The following is a 21,166-nucleotide window of genomic DNA, read 5'->3' on the forward strand; positions in this document are numbered from 1 at the left end:
TTTCCTTAACTACAGAGTTTTATTGTAGGAATCCATGTTCGGCGGCGATTATACGTAAACAAAAAACGAAATAACACACAAAAAATCAACTTTTTGTTAAACAAAAGAATCCTTGAAACAACATGGTGACTCATCTTGTGCCAGGGTAGAGAGAAAAAATGTGCGCTTGCGCACGATCGGCATGCTAATGCCTCAAAACCGTATCAATTGCTCAGCAAAGCAGCACTGGAAAGGGCCCCCTGAGGTGCCCTTGTGATGCCGTTCACTGACTCAGCGCGCCTCCGCCATCAGGGTATGGGCGATGGTGCGCATCCCCAGGGTATTGGCCCCGGGCGCCCACAGACTGTCGCCGTTCTCGCTGAAGCAGGCGGCGAGATCGACATGCAGCCAGCCTCTTCCCTCATCAGGGACAAAGCGGGAGAGGAAGCCTGCCGCATTGGAGGCTCCCCCCGGTCCGCCGCCCGGCACGGGGCGGCTGTTGGCGGTGTCGGCATAGTGGGACGGGCACTGCTGGCGATGCCAGGGCTCCAGCGGCAGCGGCCATGCTGGCTCCTGCTCCGCATCCGAATAGGCCATGGCGCGGCTCACCAGCCCCTTGTCCAGTCCAAACAGGGCGTTGTAACGCCCCCCCAGCGCCATCACGGCCGCCCCGGTGAGGGTGGCGGCGTCGATGATGAGCGGCGCACCAGACTCGCCGGCCAGTTGCAAGCCGTCGGCCAGGATCAGACGCCCTTCGGCGTCGGTATTGACCACCTCCACCGTGGTGCCGTTCTTGTAGGTGAGGATGTCACCCAGCTTGTAGGCATGGCCGGATACCAGGTTCTCGGCGCAGCAGAGGATGAGCTTCACCCGCTTGTCGAGGCCACGCAGAATGGCCAGCGCCAGCGCGCCGGTGACGATGGCGGCACCGCCCATGTCGTGTTTCATGGTCAGCATGCCCTGGGAGGTTTTCATGGAGTAGCCGCCGGAATCGAAGGTGATCCCCTTGCCCACCAGGGCGGCCGCTACCGGCGCCTTGGGATCCTTGCCCGGATTGAAATCCAGCTCCAGCATCACGGGCTCGCGGTCACTGCCACGACCCACTTGATAGAGACCGACCCAGCCCGCCTGTTGCAGCGCCTCTCCCTTGAGGATGCGATGGCTGATCCGGTCCGGTGCCAGCTCGGTGAGGAAGGCGGCGGCTTCGACCGCCAGCTCCAGCGGCCCCAGCTGCTCCGGGGTGGCGTTGGTCATCTCCCGCACCCAGCGCCCGCACAGCCAGCGAGCCTCCAGCTCCTCCCTGTCCTCCTCGGACGAAGTGGCCCACTGCAACCCCACTTCCGCCTTGGGCGTCTGCAGCCCCTGGGCAAAGGCCCACTGCTGCTCGCGCTCCCAGTGGCCAGCCAGGACAACCTGCTGGATCCCCTGGCTACACAGGCGCCGCGCCGCCTGCTGGATATCCAGCAAGGGAGTGGCGCTCACCAGATGGATCACCATGCCGTCGGCACGGTGGGAGAGCAGCGCCCCCTCCCCCCACTCGGCCGGTGCAAACTCTCGGCTCAACCAGACGTTCATGCGCACACCTCCTGCAGCCAGCGGGCAATCGTGCGAAGACCATGGCCCTTGGCCCCGGTCGCCCAGAGCTCATTGCCCGACTTCTGATAGGAAGCGGCCAGGTCCAGGTGCACCCAGCCCTTGCCTTCGTCACGGACGAAGCGCGACAGGAACGCCGCTGCCGTGGTGGCGCCGGCAGTACCTTCTGCGGACGCCACATTACCCAGCTCGGCAAAGGCCGAGGTGAGCTGGCCTGCGTGCCAGGGTTCGAGCGGCAGCGGCCAGGCCTTCTCGTTTTCAGCGTTGGCGGCAGCCAGCGCGCGCACCTGCTCCGCCTCATCGAGGGCAAACACGGCATTGTAGTCGCGGCCCAGCGCGGTCTTGGCGGCGCCGGTCAGGGTAGCAGCGTCGAGGATGTAGGCAGCCCCGCTTTCGCTGGCGGCCAGCAGGCCGTCTGCCAGCACCAGGCGACCTTCCGCGTCGGTATTCTGGATCTCGACCGAGATGCCGTTGCGATAAGTGAGGATGTCGCCGAGCTTGAAGGCGTGGCCGGAGACCAGGTTCTCGGCGCAGCAGAGGATGAGCTTGACCCGCTTGTTCAGGCCACGGCTGATGGCCAGCGCCAGGGCGCCGGTCACCATGGCGGCGCCGCCCATGTCGGACTTCATCGGCAGCATGTTGTCGGAGGACTTCATGGAGTAGCCGCCGGAATCGAAGGTGATCCCCTTGCCCACCAGCGCCGCGACCACAGGGGCGTTGGCATCCCCGGTCGGGTTGTAGTCGAGCTCCAGCAGCACCGGCTCGCGCTCGCTGCCACGGCCCACCGACCAGACCCCGATATGACCCGATTCACGCAAGGCTTCGCCAGCGGTGATGCGGGCGGTCACCTTGTCACCGCCGAGGCTGCGAATGAGCAGCAGAGCGGACTCCGCCAGGCTCATGGGGTAGATGGCTTCCGGGCAGCCGTTGGTCACCTCGCGCACCCAGCGGGTCGCTTTGAGCAAAGCAGCCAGCTCGGCAGCCTCCTGATCGCTCTGCTCGCCGAAATCGAGCTCGCGATCCCCCTTGGCGGCATAGAAGCCCTGGGCAAAGGCGTAGCGACGCTCCCCATTCCAGCCCTCACCCACCAGTTTGACGCGCTTGATGCCGCTCGACTCGAGGCGTCTGGCCCCGCGCTGGATGGCGCGCAGCGCCTCCTTCTCCTGGCCAGCGGCCAGATGGAGATGGGCCTCGTCGCCGTTGAAACTGAGCAGGGCACCCTCGCCCCAGTGGGCGGCGGCAGCCTGGGACGACAACCTTACGTTCATCATGTCAGCCATGTTCTCTTGCTTCCTTTTTATTGGCACTTTCATCAACGAATAGGGAAATCACGGGCACAAAAAAGGCCGCTCCCTCAAGGGTCACGGCCTTCACCATATCATTACTGCACCATGAGATGCTGCACGCGCAATTCACTCATGTGTAATTAAGGGGTCATCAGTGGCGCTCGGACGCCAGATTCAGGGTGTACTTGGGCAGTTCCACCACCAGATCCTCATCCGCCAGTCTGGCCTGGCAGCTGAGACGGGATTCCGGCTCCAGCCCCCACGCCTTGTCCAGCATGTCGTCTTCCAGCTCGTCGCTCGGCTCGAGGGAGTCGAACCCTTCCCGCACCACGCAATGGCAGGTAGTACAAGCACAGGACTTCTCGCAAGCGTGCTCGATCTCGATGCCGTTGCGCAGCGCGATATCCAGAATGGTTTCACCGGTCGCACCTTCGAGGGCCGCGCCGTCCGGACAGAGCTCGGGATGGGGCAGAATAATCAGTTTTGGCATATCACACCTTGTTGACGTTTTGTCCGGTCAGTACCTTGCGGATGGAGGCATCCATCCGGCGGGCTGCAAATTCGCCACTGGCAGCGTCCGCCGCCTCGATGGCCTCTTTGATCTGATTGGTGGTGCCCGTGCTGCGCATAGTCAGCAGATGGGCGATGGCGGCATCCAGCTCGGCCCGCTCGGTGGGGCTCAGCAACGCCTCGCCATCGGCGGCCAGGGCGGCGTTGAGGCTCTCAACCACCCGGTCGGCCTCGACCTGCTGCTCCGCCAGCATGCGGGCGTCCATGTCCTGCTGGGCATTGGCGATGGAGGCGCTCAGCATGTTGAGGATGTCATCCTCACCCAGCCCGTAGGAGGGCTTGACCTGGATCTCGGCCTGCACGCCGGAGGATTTCTCCATGGCGCTGACCGACAGCAGACCGTCCGCATCCACCTGGAAGGTGACGCGAATATGGGCGGCGCCGGCCGCCATGGGCGGAATGCCGGTCAGGGTGAAGCGGGCCAGGGAGCGGCAATCCGCCACCAGCTCGCGCTCCCCCTGCACCACGTGGATCGCCATCGCGGTCTGGCCATCCTTGAAGGTGGTGAACTCCTGGGCGCGGGCCACCGGAATGGTGGTATTGCGCGGGATCACCTTCTCGGCAAGGCCGCCCATGGTCTCTAACCCTAAGGAAAGCGGGATGACGTCCAGCAGCAGCATCTCGGCATCAGGCTTGTTGCCCACCAGGATGTCGGCCTGGATGGCGGCACCGATGGCCACCACCTTGTCGGGGTCGATGCTGGTCAATGGCGTGCGGCCGAAGAACTCGCCCACCCGCTCGCGCACCAGCGGCACCCGGGTCGAGCCGCCGACCATCACCACTTCCAGTACCTCTTCCTGCTCGAGACCCGCATCGCGCAGGGCGCGCCGACAGGCCTGCAGGGTGCGTTTGACCAGGGGCTGGATCAGCTCGTCAAACTGGCTGCGGGTGACGGTACCCTGCCAGCCGGCAAAGGCGCAGACAACGGCATCGGCATCGGTGAGGCCGTGCTTGATGCTGGCCGCCGCATCCAGCAACTCGCGCTGGGTACGGGCATCGAGCTGACCGGACAACCCGGCTTGCTCTTTGAGCCAGTCCGCCAGCAGATGGTCGAAATCGTCACCACCGAGTGCCGAGTCGCCACCGGTGGCCATCACCTCAAACACCCCGCGATGCAGGCGCAGGATGGAGATATCGAAGGTTCCGCCACCCAGGTCATAGACGGCGATCACCCCTTCCTGGCCTGAGTCGAGGCCATAGGCGATGGCGGCCGCCGTGGGTTCGTTGAGCAACCGCAGTACGTGCAGACCGGCCAGTCTGGCCGCGTCCTTGGTACCCTGACGCTGGGCATCGTCAAAATAGGCGGGCACCGTGATGACCACGCCGTCGAGATCTCCCCCGAGGGACGCGGCACCGCGCTCGGCCAGTTTTTTCAGGATCTCGGCCGAGACCTGCACCGGATTGACCAGCCCCTGGCGGGTCCGCAACTGGGGCATGCCCGTCTCGGTAGCCACGAACTCGTAAGGCTGCTGGCGGGTATCGATGTCGGCCAGCGCCTTGCCCATCATCCGCTTGACCGAGACGATGGTGTTGTGGGGATCGAGGGCCGCCTCACGCTTGGCATCGAAGCCAACCCGGATGGTATCGGCCTGGTAATGGACCACGGAAGGCAGCAGATCACGCCCCTGCTCGTCACAGAGGGTGTCGGCCTGGCCGCTGCGCACGGCGGCGACCAAGGAGTTGGTGGTGCCAAGATCGATGCCGACGGCACGTTTATGCTGGTGAGGTGCGGCGCTCTGGCCTGGCTCGGCAATTTGCAGTAATGCCATGGGTAATCACAATTCCTGCGTTAGAGGGTCAAGACTCGAACAGCGAGTCTTCGAATCGTTCCAGCTCCTCGAGGAGCTTGTCGACAAATTTGAGCTTGCGAACGCAATCCGCCGCCTGCAGATCCTCACCCCTGGTGAGAGAGTCGGTCAGCCGTTGCATCAACGCCTGGTGATCATGCCTGATCTCCTGGCGAAAATCCTTGATGGCCCCCTCAGGGTCGGCATCGCCCTTGAGATCAGCCAGCCGCTCTCGCCACTCCAGCTGTTGCATCAGAAAGGCAGGATCTTGCAGTGTCTGCTGCTCGCCGCGAATATCGGTGCCCCGCAAGGAGAGCAGGTACTCGGCTCGGCGCAAGGGGCCTTGAGGGTAGTAAACGCATCGTTGATCTGGGCAGCACGCTGCACGGCAGCAAGCTGCTCCCGCTCGGGGGCAGTCGCAAAACGATCGGGATGGAACTGGGTCTGCAGCTGACGATAGGTGTCAGCCAGTTGGCGAGTATCGAGCTCGAAGCCCTCAGCCAGCCCGAACAGCTCGAAATGATTCATCCTTCGTCCTCAGACAATAGCGCTGGGAGTGCAACCACACTCGTCTTGAACTTGAAAGCAGTGGCATGGACTGGCGTCCACACCACTGTGTTGATGAGCAAGGTGTTGATCACAAGAGACTCGCCGCAACAGGGCTCACCCTTGTGGCTGCGAGGCGTTGCAAACATGGGCGATCGGTCAATCGAACCACTTACACGCTGAAGCTTTCGCCACAACCACATTCGCCCTTGGCATTCGGGTTGTTGAACTGGAAGCCCTCGTTGAGGCCTTCCTTCACGAAGTCCAGCTCGGTGCCATCCAGGTGGATCAGGCTCTTGGCATCCACGATGATCTTGACGCCTTTCTGCTCGAACACCTGATCCTCGGCAGCCAGCTCATCCACGAACTCGAGCACATAGGCAAGGCCAGAACAGCCGGTCGTCTTGACGCCGAGGCGCAGGCCGATACCCTTGCCCCGGTTGATCATGAAGGAGGAAACCCGCGCCGCTGCGGCATCTGTCATGGTTATGGCCATACTGCTCTCCGGACCTTAAAGACCTTTCTTCTGCTTGTAATCGGCGATGGCGGCCTTGATGGCATCCTCCGCCAGAATGGAGCAGTGGATCTTCACCGGCGGCAGCGCCAGCTCTTCGGCGATGTCGGTGTTCTTGATACCGGCCGCTTCGTCCAGGGTCTTGCCCTTGACCCACTCGGTCACCAGGGAGCTGGAGGCGATGGCGGAACCACAGCCGTAGGTCTTGAACTTGGCATCTTCGATGATGCCATCGTCGCTGATCTTCAGTTGCAGCTTCATGACGTCACCACAGGCCGGTGCACCGACCATGCCGGTGGCGACGCTGGGATCGTTCTTGTCAAAACCACCGACGTTGCGGGGATTCTCGTAGTGGTCGATTACTTTTTCACTGTAAGCCATATCTAACTCCTGCTAATTCCGTTGTTCACCAGACCCTTGCCATGCTGGCAAGGATCAGTGATGTGCCCATTCGACCGTGTTCAGATCGACGCCATCCTTGAACATCTCCCACAGGGGGGACATCTCGCGCAGACGACCGATGGAGTCGCAGATGAGCTTGATTGCGTAGTCGATCTCTTCTTCGGTGGTGAAGCGACCGATGCTGAAACGGATGGAGCTGTGTGCCAGCTCGTCGTTCAGACCCAGGGCGCGCAGCACGTAGGAAGGTTCCAGGCTGGCCGAGGTACAGGCAGAACCGGAAGAGACCGCCAGATCCTTCAGTGCCATGATGAGGGACTCCCCTTCCACATAGGCGAAGCTGACGTTCAGGTTACCCGGTACACGCTGATCCAGATCCCCGTTGATATAGACTTCTTCGATGTTCTTGATGCCATCCCACAGACGCTGGCGCAGGGCCATGATGTGCTGGCTCTCGCTCGCCATCTCTTCCTTGGCGATGCGGAAGGCTTCCCCCATGCCGACGATCTGGTGGGTTGCCAGGGTACCGGAGCGCATGCCGCGCTCGTGGCCACCGCCGTGCATTTGGGCTTCCAGACGAACACGGGGCTTGCGGCGCACATACAGGGCGCCAATGCCTTTCGGGCCGTATACCTTGTGGGCGGACATGGAGAGCAGATCAACCTTGAGCGCTTCCACGTCGACCGGGATCTTGCCCACGCTCTGGACGGCGTCCACGTGCAGCAGGATCTTGCGGGAACGGCACAGCTCGCCGATGGCAGCAATGTCTTGCACCACCCCGATCTCGTTGTTGGCGTGCATGATGCTGACCAGGATGGTGTCATCACGCAGGGCGCCTTCGATCTGCTCTAGAGTGAACAGGCCATTGGGCATGGGCTCGAGGTAGGTCACCTCATAGCCTTCCCGCTCAAGTTGGCGGCAGGTATCCAGCACGGCTTTGTGCTCGGTCTTGGAGGTGACGATGTGCTTGCCCTTGCCGGCGTAGAAATGGGCGATGCCCTTGATGGCCAGGTTGTTGGACTCGGTCGCACCGGAGGTAAAGACGATCTCGCGCGGGTCCGCGCCGATCAGCTCTGCCACTTGATTACGGGCCAGATCCACCGCCTCTTCGGCCTGCCAGCCGAAACGGTGGGAACGGGAGGCTGGGTTGCCGAACAGGCCGTCCATGGTGAGGCACTGCATCATTTTTTCTGCGACACGCGGGTCCACCGGACAGGTTGCCGAATAATCAAGGTAAATAGGCAGTTTCATCTTTTTCTCCGTTACGACGGGGTCACACAGCGACTCGTCGTGGAAAGCACGTTTATAGTTGGACTTTCAAGCTCACATCACCGCGTTCGGCCCGATCAACCAGGGACAACACGGTCTTCATTTGTTCATCTTGCTTGCCGGCGATACGGCGCACATCGGCCTGACCAACCAGCTCGGCCAGGGTGATATCCCCCAAGAAGCTGGAGATGCGCTCGCTCAGATCCCGCCACAAAGAGTGGGTCAGGCACTGGGTACCACCGTGGCAGCCCCCTTTGCCGAGGCACTTGGTCGCATCGACCGATTCATCGACCGCGGTGATCACCTGACCGACCGAGATCTCGCCAGGGGCCAGACCGAGGCGATAGCCGCCACCGGGACCACGTACGCTGCTCACCAGACCATGCTTGCGCAGACGGGCAAACAGTTGTTCCAGATAGGACAAGGAGATGCCCTGGCGCTCTGAAATATCAGCCAGGGGCACAGGCCCCTGCTCTGCATGCAACGCCACGTCGAGCATGGCTGTCACCGCGTAACGTCCTTTTGAGGTCAGTCTCATATGCCTTACCGTTTGCGAACCAATCAATATGTGGCATATGGTCACATACCCGACTAAATCAGTCAAGTATATGCTTGAGTAAATCAGTCGGGATTAATCCTGTGCCCTGGACTTCTGGACAGAGGTGAGAATGCCCCGCAGGATGTTCAACTCCACCGCTTCGGGTCTGGCCCGATTGAACAGACGACGCAGTTTGCTCATCACATGGCCTGGATGGTCATCGGCAATGAACCCCGTCTTTTGCAGCGTCTGCTCCAGATGCTGATAAAACCCTTCCAGTTGCTGGGCGCTGGGGTACTCGACCCGCTCATCCTCCGGGGCCGAATGCTCCTGGTTCTGTACTTCCAGCCAGCGCATCCGCACCTCGTAACAAAGGGTCTGCACTGCCATGGCCAGATTGAGGGAGCTGTATTCTGGATTGGCGGGAATGGCCACATGGAAGTGGCATTTTTGCAGTTCGTCATTGGTGAGGCCGGCGCGTTCACGGCCAAACACCAGCGCGACCGGGTGCTCCATGCCCTCGGCAACCAGCTTCTCGCCCGCTTCACGGGGATCCAGCATGGGCCAGCTCAAGGTCCGGGAACGGGCACTGGTGCCGATGACCAGACCACAGTCGGCAATGGCCTCGTCCAGGGTCGGCACGATTCGGGCGCGAGCCAGGATATCGCTGGCCCCCGCCGCCAGGGCGACGGCCTCCTCATCAGGCTGGGCCTGGGGATCGACCAGCACCAGTTGAGTCAGCCCCATGGTCTTCATGGCCCGCGCCGCGGATCCCATGTTGCCGGTGTGAGAGGTGTTTACCAACACGATACGAATCTGATCCAACATGCCCAGTCAATCTTCAGTCAAAAATGGCGCGCAATTGTAACATAACCAATCGCTATTTTGGCACCGCTTCCGACCAGGCATTTCTGCACAAACAGGCAGATGATACATCCCCACCCTGCGTGGTCACGCTGACAGTGGGGTACTGCGGCTCAAGTTCACCTGTTCCGCAGCACTCGGGCAAGAAAACGGCTCAGCTCATTGTCGCGGCAGTGGGCACGTGCGTCTCGCGGGCCCGCTCGATAAAGGTCGCCAGATCCATCAAGGGGTATTTCATCAATCCCAGCCCGTCCAGATCCAGGCTGTCCATCAGATTTTTCACCTCCAGGCCCAACTCGGTATCCCCCTCTATCTTCAGCCGGCGCTGGAAGAAGAGGGAATCCGGGTCTTCACGGCGCCCGGCGATCAGAACAAGATCCTGGCTATTGCCGCTGAAACAGACATCGGCGTGCTCACACTTCCTTGCCACCACCAGTTTTCCCTCCCGCTCGCTGATAAACCAGCATAGCCCCAGATCGCTGACTTCCACTTTCAGCCACTTGCCCGCAAGAAACGCAAATTCCCCCTCTTCGATGGCCTCCCGGAACACCCTGCCCAGCAGGGCCTCCATCAGGTTTTGTTGCAGCGGGAAGGGCACCAGCTTGAGGGGGTGGCGCAAGAGACGGGGTGCCTGTTCGACCAGGCGACGTTGCAGATGTTGAAACACGATAAACTCCCAGTTTTTTGCGCATTCAAGCACAGCCCCTTCGGCAAGATCCTGTTGAAAATCAAACTTGTGTCCACTTACCTCAAGAAGGGTAAAGCCACCTAAAGCTGCCTCAGGTCAAAAAGCGGGAGGGCAAGCATGAATACAATCGGGCCACTTTGCATTTTTGCCCTCTCGGAGCGTACCCGATGGAATTACTCTGCCCGGCAGGCAGCCTGCCGGCACTGAAGACAGCCGTGGATAACGGGGCCGATGCGGTCTACATCGGCTTCAAGGATGACACCAACGCCCGCCATTTCGCCGGGCTCAACTTCACCGACAGCAAGCTGGAAAGAGCGGTTGACTATGTCCACCAGCATGGCCGCAAGCTGCACATCGCCATCAATACCTTTGCCCACCCGGGCTCCGATGCCCGTTGGAAGCAGGCCGTGGACAAAGGGGTGGCGCTCGGTGCCGATGCCCTGATCATCGCCGATCTCGCCGTGCTCGATTATGCCAGCCGCCGCCATCCCGACATGGAGCTGCATGTCTCGGTCCAGGCCAGCGCCACCAACGCCGCTGCCATCCGCTTCTACCAGCAGCACTTCAACGTCGGCCGGGTGGTGCTGCCGAGGGTGCTCTCCATGCATCAGGTCAGGCAGCTGGCCCGCGAGACCGACGTCGGCCTTGAGGTGTTCGCCTTCGGCAGCCTCTGCATCATGGCGGAGGGGCGCTGCTACCTCTCCTCCTACATGACCGGCGAGAGCCCCAACACCGTCGGCGCCTGCTCACCGGCCAAGTTCGTACGCTGGGAGGAGACCCCGAGCGGCCTCGAATCCCGCCTCAACGAGGTGCTGATCGATCGTTACGGCCCGGGGGAAAATGCCGGCTACCCGACCCTGTGCAAGGGCCGCTTCGAGGTGGATGGCCAGACCTATCACGCGCTGGAGGAGCCCACCAGCCTCAACACCCTCGGCCTGTTGCCCGAGCTGTTCCAGACCGGCATCCAGTCGGTCAAGATCGAGGGGCGCCAGCGCAGCCCCGCCTATGTGGAGCAGGTGACCCGGGTCTGGCGCGCCGCCATCGACGCCTATCAGGCCAACCCCGAGGCCTATCAAGTCAAGGCTGAGTGGGATGCCCAGCTCGCCCGCGTCTCCGAGGGGAGCCAGACCACCCTCGGTGCCTATCATCGCCAGTGGCAATAAGGAGCCCTGTTCATGAAATTCTCTCTCGGCCCCCTGCTCTTCTACTGGCCCAAGGCCGACACCCAGGCCTTCTATCAGGCGGCCGCCGCCAGCCAGGCCGACATCGTCTATCTGGGGGAAACCGTCTGCAGCAAGCGGCGCGAACTGAAAGTGGATGACTGGATTGCCCTCGCCCGTCAGGTGGCGGGCTCCGGCAGGCAGGCGGTGCTCTCCACGCTGGCGCTGATCTCTGCCCCCTCCGAGCTCAAGGAGGTCAAGCGGCTGGTCGACAACGGCGCGCTGATGATCGAGGCCAACGATCTGGGGGCCGTCCAGCTCGCCAGTGAAGCCGGGCTGCCGTTCGTCTGCGGCCCCGCCATCAACGCCTACAACGCCGACGTGCTGCGCATGCTGCTCAAACAGGGAATGCAGCGCTGGGTGATGCCGGTGGAGCTCTCCCGCGACTGGCTGATGCAGCTCAATCAGGATCTGGGCAGGGAGCGCCAGCAGTTCGAGGTGGAGGTGTTCGCCTATGGTCATCTGCCGCTCGCCTACTCGGCACGCTGCTTCACCGCCCGCTCCCTCGACCGGCCCAAGGACAACTGCGAACTGGCCTGCATCCACTACCCCACCGGCCGACTTGCCAGCAGCCGCGAGGGGCAGAAGGTGTTCAACCTCAACGGCATCCAGACTCAGTCCGGTTACTGCTACAACCTGGGCAACGAGCTCAAGGGGATGGAGGGGCTGGTGGATGTGGTGCGCCTCTCGCCCGAAGGCATGGAGACCCTGACGATGCTGGAGCGCTTCAAGGCCAACGAACAGGGGATGGCCCCCCTGCCCCTGCAGCAGGAGCGGGACTGCAACGGTTACTGGCGCCAGATCCCCGGCATGAGCCTGGTGGAGTAGCGGTACAACCCGTGTCACCAGACAGCAAAAAGGCCTCGTCAAGAGGCCTTTTTCATGGGGTTCAAACCCGTTTAGTCACGCTTTGCCGCTCTTGCCCTGGGCTCCGGGTGGCTGGGGCTTGCGCGCCATCAGTTCCAGCTCCAGCAAGGCATAGCGATGCTCGATGAAGTCATAGACGTTGTTGGCCAGCGCCAGCTTGAAGTAGCTGATGGCTTCCTTGCGGTTACCCTTGGCCAGCTCGAACTTGCCGAGGTAGAAGTAGGTCTCGCACAGGCGCTCGGCGAGCTCCCTGTTGTCCTTGACCCCTTTCACCACGTTGCTCATCAACTGGGTGGCATTGATGTCGCCCGTATAGAGGCGCACCAGATCCCAGTTCCAGGCGTCGTCGTCATATTTGTTGAGCCGCTCGCGCATCCGGCTCATGGCCGCCGGTCCGTTGAGCTTCTGCTCGGCCAGATAGAGCCAGATCACCCGATAAGGGTCTTCTGGTTGCGCCTCGTAGAAGCGCTTCATATCCGCCGCGGCAAGCTCGGGGCGATTGCCGTAATAGAGCGCGATTCCCCGGTTGAGATAGGCGTAGTCGTAATCCGGGGCGAGCTCCAGAGCGGAGTCGAACGCCTCATAGGCCTCGTCGTAGTTCTGCTGTTGAACCAGATAGACACCGATGAAGTTGTAGGCCTCGGCAAAATCCGGCTTCTCCCGCAGGGCGCGGTTGAAGTCGAGTCGCGCCAGGGAACGCAAGCCCACCCGGTCAAACACCACGGCACGCTCATAGAAGAGTTCTGCCCGCTGTTCGGTCGTCAATTCCATTTCACTGAGCATCTGCCCGAGTCGCGCCAACGCCAACTCGCTCTGGTAGGAGACCTGCAAGGGGGTCGCCAATACCAGTGAAGCGGGTTGCGGCTTGGGAACTTGAGGCGCTTTTACCTGACTGCTACTGCTGCAACCCCACAAGGGGAGCAACAACAGGATACCCGTGAGGTATCCAATCCCTATCCTGACGTTCAATGAACACTCCGACGCTTACGCTTGACCCCGCATATGGTAAAGATCACGGGGCCGTTTGTCATGTGGCGCAGCCCCTCTCCCTCAAATAAATCAGGATTCGACAGGGTATCCGGCATCGCTCCAGCCGCGAAAGCCTCCATCGACGCTGACGACCCGGGAATAACCCATCTTCTGCAGGTTATCCGCCACCAGGATGGAGCGAAATCCCCCACCACAATAGAGGTAGAGTTCGGTGTCGGGATCCGGATACCGGGTCTCGATGTCACGCTCTATCACCCCGCGCCCGAGATAGGTGGCCCCCGGCAGATGGCCCCTGGCCCACTCGCTCTCTTCGCGCACGTCGATCAGATGAAATGCTCGGCCCTCATCCTGCCAGCGCTTGATCTGGTGCACATCGGTTTCCTGCACCTGCGGGCGGATGACCTCTACCAGGGCCAGAAAACGGGGATTGTGTTGCATGGGCTTGCTCCTTGCTTTGGGTAATGGATGCTGGGTTGTGGGGAGCATCATGACTCACCCCGGCCACAAGAGAAAGGGCGCCTTGCGGCGCCCTTGTCTGTTACGGCAGGATCTCTTGCTGATCCGCGCCCTCTTTTTCCACCTGGGTCGGCAGCATGTGCTCCCGCTTGATCCCGAGGAACATGGCTGAGGCGCTCGCCACATAGATGGAGGAGTAGGTCCCGAAGGCCACCCCGATCACCATGGCGATGGAGAAACCGTGGATCAGAGGCCCGCCTTTGAGCAGCAGCGCCACCACCACCACGAAGGTCAACCCCGAGGTGATGATGGTCCGGCTCAGGGTCTCGGTCATGGAGAGATCCATGATCTCCGCGGTGTCCCCACGGCGTACCTTGCGGAAATTCTCCCGCACCCGGTCGAACACGACGATGGTGTCGTTCAGGGAGTACCCCACCAGCGTCATCAGCGCCGCCAGCACGGTCAGGTCGAACTCGTACTGGAAGTAGGCGAAGATGCCGAGGGTGATGATCACGTCGTGAGCCAGGGAGAGGATGCCCCCCGTGGCCAGACGCCACTCGAAGCGCACCGCCACGTAGATCAGGATACAGATGATGGAGGCCAGCATGGCCAGGGCACCGTCGGTGGCCAGCTCGTCACCCACGGAGGGACCGACGAACTCGACACGCTTGAGCACGGCGCTCTCGTCGACCAGCTTGGCGGCCGCCAGGACCTCGTTGCCCTGCTGCTCGACCTTGACGCCCTCTTGGGGGGCCATGCGCACCAGCACATCACGGCTGGAGCCGAAGAACTGCAGGGTCGCCCCGTCAATCTTCTGCTGATCCAGCGCCTCGTGCATCTTGTCCAGGCTCACCGACTGCTGGAACCCCACCTCGATGGTGGTACCGCCGGTGAAGTCCAGCCCCCAGTTCAGGCCACGATCGTACAGAACGTAGAGGGCGAGCACCGTTACCAGAGCAGAGAGGACCATACCCAGCTTGGCGAAACGCATGAAGGGGATGGGCTTTTCAAAATGTAGAATTTGAAACATGTCTCTTCCTTAGATCGGCAGCTTGTCGATGCGCCGTCCACCCCAGGCCAGGTTGATGATGGCGCGGGATACCGTGATGGCAGTGAACATGGACGCCGTCAGGCCGATCCCGAGGGTCAGGGCGAAGCCCTTGATGGCACCGGTACCGATACCGAACAGGATCACGCAGGTGATGAGCGAGGTGATGTTGGAGTCGGCGATGGTGGAGAAGGCGCGATCAAAGCCCAGGTGAATGGCTTGCTGCACCCCGCGACCATTGCGGATCTCTTCACGAATACGCTCGTAGATCAGCACGTTCGCATCCACCGCCATCCCCAGCGTCAACACGATACCGGCGATGCCCGGCAGGGTCATGGTGGCCCCCGGGATCATCGACATGATACCGACGATGAGCACCAGGTTCATGGTCAGCGCCAGATTGGCCACCCAGCCGAAGGCACGGTAGTAGATCCCCATGAAGAGCACGATCACCAGCATGGCCCAGCCGATGGCTTCCATCCCGCTGTCGATGTTCTGCTGACCCAGGCTCGGGCCTATGGTGCGCTCTTCGACGATCTGGATGGGGGCAATCAGGGCACCGGCACGCAGCAGCAGCGCCAGGTTGTGGGCTTCGTTGGCGTTGTCGATCCCGGTGATGCGGAACTGGCTACCCAGGCGAGACTGGATGGTGGCGACGTTGATCACCTCCTCCTGCTTGCGGAACTTGCGCTTGCCGTCCGGACCAGGCTGCCCCACCGGCTTGTACTCGATGAAGACGGTCGCCATGCCCTTGCCAACGTTGTCCTTGGTAAAGTTGGCCATCTTGTTGCCACCCTGACCATCGAGCTTGATGTTGACCTGGGGACGGCTGTATTCATCGAAACCGGACTGGGCACCCACGATGTGGTCACCGGTCAGGATCACGCGCTTTTGCAGTACCACGGGACGACCGTTGCGATCGTTGTAGACCTTGGAGCTCGGCGGCACGCGGCCTGCGGCAGCGGCCTGGATATCGGCAGCCTCATCGACCATGTGGAACTCCAGGGTCGCGGTGGCCCCCAGGATCTCCTTGGCACGGGCGGTGTCCTGGATCCCCGGCAGCTCGACGATGATACGCTCGCCGCCCTGCTGCTGGACCAACGGCTCGGCCACACCCAGTTCGTTCACCCGGTTGCGGATGATGGTGATGTTCTGCTCGAGGGCATACTTCTTCACCTCTTTGACCTTGGCTTCGCTCAGACTGGCCAGCAGGATGAAGTCATCCCCTTTCTGGTCGGTGGTGAAGACAAGATCCGCATTCTGGCGACGCAGGAAGGAGAGTGCCTTGGCCTGATCGGCCTCGTCACGGAAGACCACCTGCACCTGATCCCCGACCCGGCGTACACCGGAGTAGCGGATCTTCTGGGTGCGCAGCTCGGCGCGGAAATCCTGCACCATCTGTTCCTGCTGCTTGGCCAGCGCTTCGGCCATGTCCACTTCCATCAGGAAGTGCACACCGCCCCGCAGGTCAAGACCGAGCTTCAGGGGCGCCGCGCCGATGGCCTCAAGCCAGGCGGGGGTCGACGGTGCCAGGTTGAGGGCGGTGATGAAATTGTCGCCCAGCTTGTTGGCCACGATGTCGCGCGCCTTGAGCTGGTCTTCGGTGTTGTTGAAACGGATCAGGATGAAGCCGTGCTCGAACGCCGCATGCTTGACCGGGATCTTCGCCTCGTCGAGGGTTTCCTTCACCTGATCGAGGGTTTCTAGTTTGACTTCGGCACCACGGCTGGCAGAGACCTGCAAGGCCGGGTCTTCGCCGTAAAGATTGGGGGCTGCATATAGAAAACCGATGGCGATCACGACGATCACCATCAGGTATTTCCACAGCGGATAGCGATTTAACACGCTGTGCTCCTCGGGAGATTAGAGGGACTGGATAGAACCCTTGGGCAGAACGGCAGAGACGAAGTCACGCTTGATGGTGACCTGGGTCTGATCGTTCAGGGCCAGCACAATGTAGTCGCTGTCGGCGGAAACCTTGGCGATCTTGCCGACCAGGCCACCGGAAGTGAGCACTTCGTCGCCCTTGGAGAGGGAGCTCATCAGATTGCGATGCTCCTTGGCACGCTTGGCCTGGGGACGGTAGATCATGAAGTAGAAGATGAGACCGAACACGGCCAGCATGATGATCATTTCCATGCCACCACCCTGTGCTGCCGGAGCCGCGCCTTCTGCATACGCCTTGGAGATAATGCTCATTTAACAACCTCTTATTGATGTAGATTTGAATACTAACTTATATGTCGTTGTTATTTCACGTCATTTTCAGCCAGTGGAGGCACAGGCTTCCCTTGCCGACGGTAAAACTCAGTTACAAAGTCGTCTAATTTACCCTGCTCGATCGCGTCCCGCAAACCCTGCATCACGCGCTGGTAATAACGCAGGTTGTGGATGGTATTCAGACGGGCACCGAGGATCTCGTTGCACTTGTCCAGATGGTACAGATAGCTACGGGTGTAGTTCTTGCAGGTGTAGCAATCGCAGTCCGCATCCAGGGTGCTGGTGTCTTCCCGGTACTTGGCGTTGCGGATCTTGACCACGCCATCGGTGGTAAAGAGATGACCGTTGCGGGCGTTGCGGGTCGGCATCACGCAGTCGAACATGTCGATACCGCGGCGCACCCCTTCCACCAGATCCTCCGGCTTGCCCACCCCCATCAGGTAGCGCGGCTTGTCGGCCGGAATTTTCGGGCAGACATGGTCAAGGATGCGATGCATGTCCTCTTTGGGCTCACCCACGGCAAGACCGCCGACCGCGTAACCGTCGAAGCCGATCTCAAGGAGACCGTCCAGCGACACATCCCGCAGCGGTTCGTAGACAGAACCCTGGATGATGCCGAACAGGGCGTTCTTGTTGCCGAGTGCATCGAACTTGTCACGGGAACGCTTGGCCCAGCGCAGGGACATCTCCATGGACTTGCGCGCTTCCTCGTAAGTGGCCGGGTACGGGGTGCACTCGTCGAAGATCATCACGATGTCGGAACCCAGATCGTACTGGATCTCCATGGACTTCTCGGGGTCGAGGAAGATCTTCTCGCCGTTGATGGGATGACGGAAGTGCACCCCCTCCTCGGTGATCTTGCGGATGTGCCCCAGACTGAACACCTGGAAACCACCGGAGTCGGTCAGGATGGGCCCCTGCCAGTTCATGAAGTCGTGCAGATCGCCGTGGGCGCGCATCACTTCCTGACCCGGGCGCAGCCAGAGGTGGAAGGTGTTGCCAAGCAGGATCTGGGCACCGGTCTCACGCACCTCTTCCGGTGTCATCCCCTTGACGGTGCCGTAGGTGCCGACCGGCATGAAGGCCGGGGTCTGGACCACGCCACGCTCGAACACCAGTTGACCGCGACGGGCACGCCCATCGGTGGTTTTCAATTCAAATTTCATTGCTACCTCTATTCAGTCAGAGAAACAGTCTGACAACAAAGGGCCCGAGGGGCCCGGTAATATGAAGCCGGCCGGCATACTGACAAGCAGAGCCTGAACGACTTCTGAAGGGCAAGGCTTAACCCTGCACCCGGCGACGGGTGACGAACATGGCGTCCCCGTAGCTGAAGAAACGGTACTGTCCCGCCACGGCGGCCTGATAGGCGGCCATCACGTTGTCATAGCCGGCAAAGGCGCTGACCAGCATGATCAGGGTGGATTCGGGCAGGTGGAAGTTGGTGATCATGGCATCGACCACCTGGAACTCGTAACCGGGGAAGATGAAGATGTCGGTGTCATTGAAGAAGGGCGCCAGCGGCTTGCCCTGGGCCAGGGTCGCCTTGGCCGCACTCTCGAGGGATCGCACCGACGTGGTCCCCACCGCAACCACCCGACCGCCGCGGGCGCGGGTCGCCGCGATGGCATCCACCACCTCCTGGGGCACTTCGGCGTATTCCGAGTGCATGTGGTGATCTTCAATCTTGTCGACGCGCACCGGCTGGAAGGTGCCCGCCCCCACGTGCAGGGTCACGAAGGCCATCTCCACGCCCTTGGCACGGATCTGCTCGAGCAGCGGCTCGTCGAAGTGCAGACCGGCGGTCGGCGCCGCCACGGCACCCGGCTTCTGGTTGTAGACGGTCTGGTAGCGCTCCTTGTCGGCATCCTCGTCGGGACGGTCGATATAGGGAGGCAGCGGCATATGGCCGATGGCATCCAGAATGGTCAGCACAGGGCGCGGGTCCAGGAAGTGGATCTCGAACAGAGCGTCGTGACGGGCACGCATCTCGGCCTCGACGGGCACGCCGTCGGCACCGCCATCCAGAAGGAGGCGGGTACCTGGCTTGGGGGACTTGGACGAGCGGACGTGCGCCAGCACGCTGTGCTCGTCCAGAATGCGCTCCACCAACACCTCCAGCTTGCCGCCGCTGGCCTTCTGGCCAAACATGCGGGCCGGAATGACACGGGTATTGTTGAACACCAGCAGATCGCCGGGGTTGAGCTGGTCAAGCACATCGACAAAATGACCGTGGCGCAGGGCGCCGGTTTGACCATCGAGCTGCAGCAGGCGGCTAGCGGTACGCTCCGCCATGGGATAGCGGGCAATCAGCTCGTCTGGCAGATCAAAATGAAAATCGGATACTTGCATCTTTCACCTCGGGGGAATCGGCGGCTAGTCTAGTTATCCCCCTCTTCCAAGGCAACCCAAAAGACTAAAAACCCAAGGAAGACAAGGGATAGCGGGCCATTTTGTGAGGCTGGGCCCGTTAAAAAACCTTTAAGGTTTTGTATTGACCCCGATCATGTTCTGGCGACGGGGGCTGGGCTAGGGTGGAAGCAGACACACAAGGAGGCCCACCATGATGACCCTCTCCGAGATCATGACTGAACACCCCTTTACCCTGGGTCCGGAAAACAGCGTCAAGCAGGCGATGGAGCTGATGCAGCAGGAGCGGATCCGTCACGTTCCCATCGTCGATGAACACCAGCATCTGCTTGGTCTGGTCACCCTCTCGGACATCCTGGCCACCCGTGAATCCAAGCTGCTGCTGATCAACCCCGAGCGGGAGGCGGAGTTCACCGACAGCGTCCAGCTCGACGAGATCATGACTCGTCAGGTGGCGAGCGTGGATCCCCACGCCGGCATCAAGGAGGCGGCCCTGTATCTGCAGCGCCACAAATATGGCTGTCTGCCGGTACTCAAGGGGCGCAAGCTGGTTGGCATCGTCACCGAGTCGGACTTCATCGCCGTGGCCATCAATCTGCTGGAGCTGATGGAGGAGCAGGAGCCCCCAACCGACTTTTGATCTTAAAATTCTGTAATAAAATTACAATAAAAGCGTTTTAAGCCTAATTTAACGGCTATTTAAGTGAAACACTTTCAATTTGACTGTAAAATTACACCACAAAACTTGCGTTGTGACATTCATCACACTATGATGCCCACTATGCAATGGTTGCCGAAGAGGAGATGAGGATTGTGCACCCGCCATCTTCTCTTCATATGTCTGCAAGTTTGCACACCCCGTAGTTAGTCTTTGCTGTAAAGCATATTTATCGCCATTCCTTGTTTGATGACCCGGCCCTGTCTGTGCGACTGCGCCGGGATTTTTTTATCCCTCTTTTTTCTACTGCGCCGCCTCGTCTGCCCCCTTCTCTGCTCACGCAATGAAAACAAATCCGGCCCAGCCCTTGAAAATGTGACATGCAGGACAGAAATTGAACTTCGACAATGAGTTATCTCCGAAGGCCTGAGATATTCATGTTAGGTACAGTTGTGATGGTCTATCTAATAAATAGATTTATGTGATTCAAAATTGTGGCTTTGACCGATTAGAAAAAGTCACTATGATGACTCCATCGAAAGTTAAGCGCCTCGTCTGGCACGACTCTTCAACACCAGACAGGCATATGTACATCACCAAGGAGCAAATACATGTCTACCTACATCAACACTGAAATCAAGCCGTTCAACGCCACCGCCTACCACAATGGCAAATTCGTTCAGGTGTCTGACGCTGACCTGAAAGGCAAGTGGTCCGTGGTGTTCTTCTACCCGGCTGATTTCACCTTCGTCTGCCCGACCGAGCTGGGCGACCTGGCCGACAACTACGCCGAATTCCAGAAGCTGGGCGTCGAGATCTACGCCGTCTCCACCGACACCCACTTCACCCACAAGGCCTGGCACGACACTTCTGACACCATCCAGAAGATCCAGTACCCGATGATCGGCGACCCCACCGGCACCATCACCCGCAACTTCGGCGTGATGATCGAAGAAGCTGGCCTGGCTGACCGCGGTACCTTCGTCATCGACCCGCAAGGGGTCATCCAGATCGTTGAAATCAACGCTGGCGGCATCGGCCGTGACGCACTGGAACTGCTGCGCAAGGTCAAGGCTGCCCAGTACGTTGCTTCCCACCCGGGTGAAGTGTGCCCGGCCAAGTGGAAAGAAGGCGACGCCACCCTGGCCCCGTCCCTGGATCTGGTAGGCAAAATCTAAGCCTCCCCGCTCTGAAGACCGGCCCGTTCAAGGGCCGGTCTTGTTTACGGCCCTCAGAAAATGCGCCGGTCTGCTGTGTGGACCTCTGTTTTCTGTATCCGGTCATCGTGCCGACCCGCATTCAGC

Annotated in this window: 21 protein-coding genes and 1 pseudogene; 4 read left to right on the forward strand and 18 right to left on the reverse strand. The window is 60.7% G+C overall.

Features of this window, described 5'->3' with window-relative positions; all coding sequences use genetic code 11:
* Positions 1-270: 270 nt before the first annotated feature.
* The 11 genes and pseudogenes from pepB (C2U47_RS00325) to ubiT form a co-directional block, all read right to left on the reverse strand.
* On the reverse strand, positions 271-1,554 hold the full coding sequence (gene pepB, locus C2U47_RS00325) for an aminopeptidase PepB (RefSeq protein WP_010675054.1): 1,284 nt from the start codon (positions 1,552-1,554) through the stop codon (positions 271-273).
* On the reverse strand, positions 1,551-2,852 hold the full coding sequence (gene pepB, locus C2U47_RS00330) for an aminopeptidase PepB (RefSeq protein WP_010675055.1): 1,302 nt from the start codon (positions 2,850-2,852) through the stop codon (positions 1,551-1,553). The genes pepB (C2U47_RS00325) and pepB (C2U47_RS00330) overlap by 4 nt, the downstream gene beginning before the upstream one ends.
* A gap of 157 nt (positions 2,853-3,009) precedes the next feature.
* Positions 3,010-3,348, reverse strand: coding sequence for an ISC system 2Fe-2S type ferredoxin (gene fdx / locus C2U47_RS00335; RefSeq protein WP_005299781.1), 339 nt, complete (start codon positions 3,346-3,348; stop codon positions 3,010-3,012).
* Position 3,349: 1 nt separating this feature from the next.
* Entirely contained in the window at positions 3,350-5,197 is a 1,848-nt protein-coding gene (hscA, locus tag C2U47_RS00340; protein WP_010675056.1) for a Fe-S protein assembly chaperone HscA, read from the reverse strand.
* A 28-nt stretch (positions 5,198-5,225) separates the two neighbouring features.
* Positions 5,226-5,743, reverse strand: a pseudogene (gene hscB / locus C2U47_RS00345) (co-chaperone HscB).
* Positions 5,744-5,933: 190 nt separating this feature from the next.
* The gene (gene iscA / locus C2U47_RS00350; RefSeq protein WP_010675058.1) at positions 5,934-6,257 is read right to left on the reverse strand and encodes an iron-sulfur cluster assembly protein IscA; all 324 of its coding nucleotides are present in this window, start codon (positions 6,255-6,257) and stop codon (positions 5,934-5,936) included.
* A gap of 15 nt (positions 6,258-6,272) precedes the next feature.
* On the reverse strand, positions 6,273-6,656 hold the full coding sequence (gene iscU / locus C2U47_RS00355) for a Fe-S cluster assembly scaffold IscU (RefSeq protein WP_010675059.1): 384 nt from the start codon (positions 6,654-6,656) through the stop codon (positions 6,273-6,275).
* A gap of 54 nt (positions 6,657-6,710) precedes the next feature.
* Entirely contained in the window at positions 6,711-7,925 is a 1,215-nt protein-coding gene (locus C2U47_RS00360; RefSeq protein WP_010675060.1) for an IscS subfamily cysteine desulfurase, read from the reverse strand.
* A 52-nt stretch (positions 7,926-7,977) separates the two neighbouring features.
* Positions 7,978-8,481, reverse strand: a complete 504-nt coding sequence (iscR, locus tag C2U47_RS00365; RefSeq protein ID WP_025327241.1) for a Fe-S cluster assembly transcriptional regulator IscR — start codon at positions 8,479-8,481, stop codon at positions 7,978-7,980.
* Positions 8,482-8,574: 93 nt separating this feature from the next.
* Positions 8,575-9,309, reverse strand: coding sequence for a tRNA (cytosine(32)/uridine(32)-2'-O)-methyltransferase TrmJ (gene trmJ, locus C2U47_RS00370; RefSeq protein ID WP_010675062.1), 735 nt, complete (start codon positions 9,307-9,309; stop codon positions 8,575-8,577).
* Between the two features lie 190 nt (positions 9,310-9,499).
* Positions 9,500-10,012: a ubiquinone anaerobic biosynthesis accessory factor UbiT gene (gene ubiT, locus C2U47_RS00375; RefSeq protein WP_029314693.1), complete on the reverse strand. Its 513-nt coding sequence runs from the start codon at positions 10,010-10,012 to the stop codon at positions 9,500-9,502.
* A 188-nt stretch (positions 10,013-10,200) separates the two neighbouring features.
* Between ubiT and ubiU the strand changes: the two genes are divergently transcribed.
* Together ubiU and C2U47_RS00385 are read left to right on the forward strand one after the other, a co-directional pair.
* The gene (gene ubiU / locus C2U47_RS00380; protein ID WP_010675064.1) at positions 10,201-11,196 is read left to right on the forward strand and encodes a ubiquinone anaerobic biosynthesis protein UbiU; all 996 of its coding nucleotides are present in this window, start codon (positions 10,201-10,203) and stop codon (positions 11,194-11,196) included.
* A gap of 12 nt (positions 11,197-11,208) precedes the next feature.
* Positions 11,209-12,081: a U32 family peptidase gene (locus tag C2U47_RS00385; protein WP_010675065.1), complete on the forward strand. Its 873-nt coding sequence runs from the start codon at positions 11,209-11,211 to the stop codon at positions 12,079-12,081.
* 75 nt (positions 12,082-12,156) lie between these two features.
* On the opposite strand, the gene nlpI is transcribed toward C2U47_RS00385, so the two are convergent.
* The 7 genes from nlpI to queA all read right to left on the reverse strand — a co-directional run bounded on the left by nlpI (position 12,157) and on the right by queA (position 19,186).
* Complete coding sequence (gene nlpI, locus C2U47_RS00390; RefSeq protein WP_280520777.1) at positions 12,157-13,089, reverse strand: lipoprotein NlpI; 933 nt, start codon at positions 13,087-13,089, stop codon at positions 12,157-12,159.
* A gap of 90 nt (positions 13,090-13,179) precedes the next feature.
* A complete protein-coding gene (locus C2U47_RS00395) occupies positions 13,180-13,548 on the reverse strand; it encodes a rhodanese-like domain-containing protein (RefSeq protein WP_010675067.1) in 369 nt (122 codons plus the stop codon).
* Positions 13,549-13,648: 100 nt separating this feature from the next.
* Positions 13,649-14,596: a protein translocase subunit SecF gene (secF, locus tag C2U47_RS00400; RefSeq protein WP_010675068.1), complete on the reverse strand. Its 948-nt coding sequence runs from the start codon at positions 14,594-14,596 to the stop codon at positions 13,649-13,651.
* Between the two features lie 9 nt (positions 14,597-14,605).
* The gene (gene secD, locus C2U47_RS00405; RefSeq protein WP_029314697.1) at positions 14,606-16,459 is read right to left on the reverse strand and encodes a protein translocase subunit SecD; all 1,854 of its coding nucleotides are present in this window, start codon (positions 16,457-16,459) and stop codon (positions 14,606-14,608) included.
* A gap of 18 nt (positions 16,460-16,477) precedes the next feature.
* Positions 16,478-16,813 (reverse strand): preprotein translocase subunit YajC, encoded by a 336-nt coding sequence (yajC, locus tag C2U47_RS00410; RefSeq protein ID WP_010675070.1) that lies wholly within the window; start codon positions 16,811-16,813, stop codon positions 16,478-16,480.
* A 50-nt stretch (positions 16,814-16,863) separates the two neighbouring features.
* Complete coding sequence (tgt, locus tag C2U47_RS00415; protein ID WP_010675071.1) at positions 16,864-18,000, reverse strand: tRNA guanosine(34) transglycosylase Tgt; 1,137 nt, start codon at positions 17,998-18,000, stop codon at positions 16,864-16,866.
* Positions 18,001-18,118: 118 nt separating this feature from the next.
* Positions 18,119-19,186, reverse strand: coding sequence for a tRNA preQ1(34) S-adenosylmethionine ribosyltransferase-isomerase QueA (queA, locus tag C2U47_RS00420; protein WP_010675072.1), 1,068 nt, complete (start codon positions 19,184-19,186; stop codon positions 18,119-18,121).
* 211 nt (positions 19,187-19,397) lie between these two features.
* On the opposite strand from queA, the gene C2U47_RS00425 reads away from it, so the two are divergent.
* Both C2U47_RS00425 and ahpC read left to right on the forward strand, forming a co-directional pair.
* Positions 19,398-19,844 carry a CBS domain-containing protein gene (locus C2U47_RS00425; protein WP_010675073.1) on the forward strand — a complete coding sequence of 149 codons (447 nt, stop codon included), beginning with the start codon at positions 19,398-19,400 and terminating at the stop codon, positions 19,842-19,844.
* A 629-nt stretch (positions 19,845-20,473) separates the two neighbouring features.
* Entirely contained in the window at positions 20,474-21,040 is a 567-nt protein-coding gene (gene ahpC, locus C2U47_RS00430; RefSeq protein WP_010675074.1) for an alkyl hydroperoxide reductase subunit C, read from the forward strand.
* Positions 21,041-21,166 lie beyond the last annotated feature (126 nt).

Source organism: Aeromonas sp. ASNIH7 (genome assembly GCF_002903485.1).
Classification (GTDB): domain Bacteria; phylum Pseudomonadota; class Gammaproteobacteria; order Enterobacterales; family Aeromonadaceae; genus Aeromonas; species Aeromonas caviae.